The sequence below is a fragment of the Brachyspira catarrhinii genome (assembly GCF_005518285.1).
Taxonomy (GTDB): Bacteria; Spirochaetota; Brachyspiria; order Brachyspirales; family Brachyspiraceae; genus Brachyspira; species Brachyspira catarrhinii.
On sequence record NZ_SJDU01000630.1, the window covers coordinates 1 to 877 of the forward strand.

At 23.1% G+C, this 877-nt stretch carries 1 protein-coding gene; it reads right to left on the reverse strand.

The features are described 5' to 3' along the window. Window positions 1–473 (reverse strand): type I restriction endonuclease (locus tag EZH24_RS12735; protein WP_201798604.1); only part of this gene is annotated, 473 nt, incomplete at its 3' end. Window positions 474–877: the final 404 nt, after the last annotated feature.

Sequence of the window (877 nt, forward strand, 5' to 3'; positions counted from 1 at the left end):
TTAGTTTTCTTATTAGAAGTTATAATATTACCGTTATTTTCTATAAAGTTTAATAAATGTTTTTCAGATAGTAAATCGTATATAGGTTCTCCATTTATTTTTAATGGTTCTTTATTAGAAACCCATCTTGATGATAAGATAAAACCATCATAAGCAAATACAACTTTAACATTTAAACATTTAGCATATTCTTCTGCCTGCTCTAATGCTTTCTCTATATCCACCCCAATTCTTTTAGTTTCGATAATTGCTAATGGTATATCTGTATTGCTTTTATAAAGTACATAATCAGGAAATCTGCCATTAGGATACAAAAGTTTTATTTTTTCTTTTTGTTCGTTTGTTTTTACTCGTTCGGTAAATACATTGCAATATTTATCAAATTCATTAGTAATCCATCCTAAATTATTTAGAATAATATCTAATTTTTTTCTTGTAGCACTCTCTAAAGGTACTGTATTAATTTTTATCATAATAAACTCTTGATTTTTTAATACATTTATCTCATATAAAGATACATTAGTAGCTATACTATCATCTAAATATGATGTTTCTCTAATTTAATCAATTAAAAATATATTTTACATTGCCTTTCCTTTTTGGATGATATAAATATATAGTATAGTCTTTTTTTGTCAACAATTTTTCTATAATATTTATCGTATTTTTGAGTTATAAATCTTTATATTTTTTATATATAATATGTACACTTATAATCAATATATAGATGATGTTATTAATAAAAAATTACCAGTATGTCAAGCTGCTTTTTTATCTGTGAAAAGGCATTTGGACGATATAGAAAAATCAAAAAATAATGATTATCCTTTTTATTTTGATGATAACGAAGCTAAACGTCCTATTACTTTTATTCAAT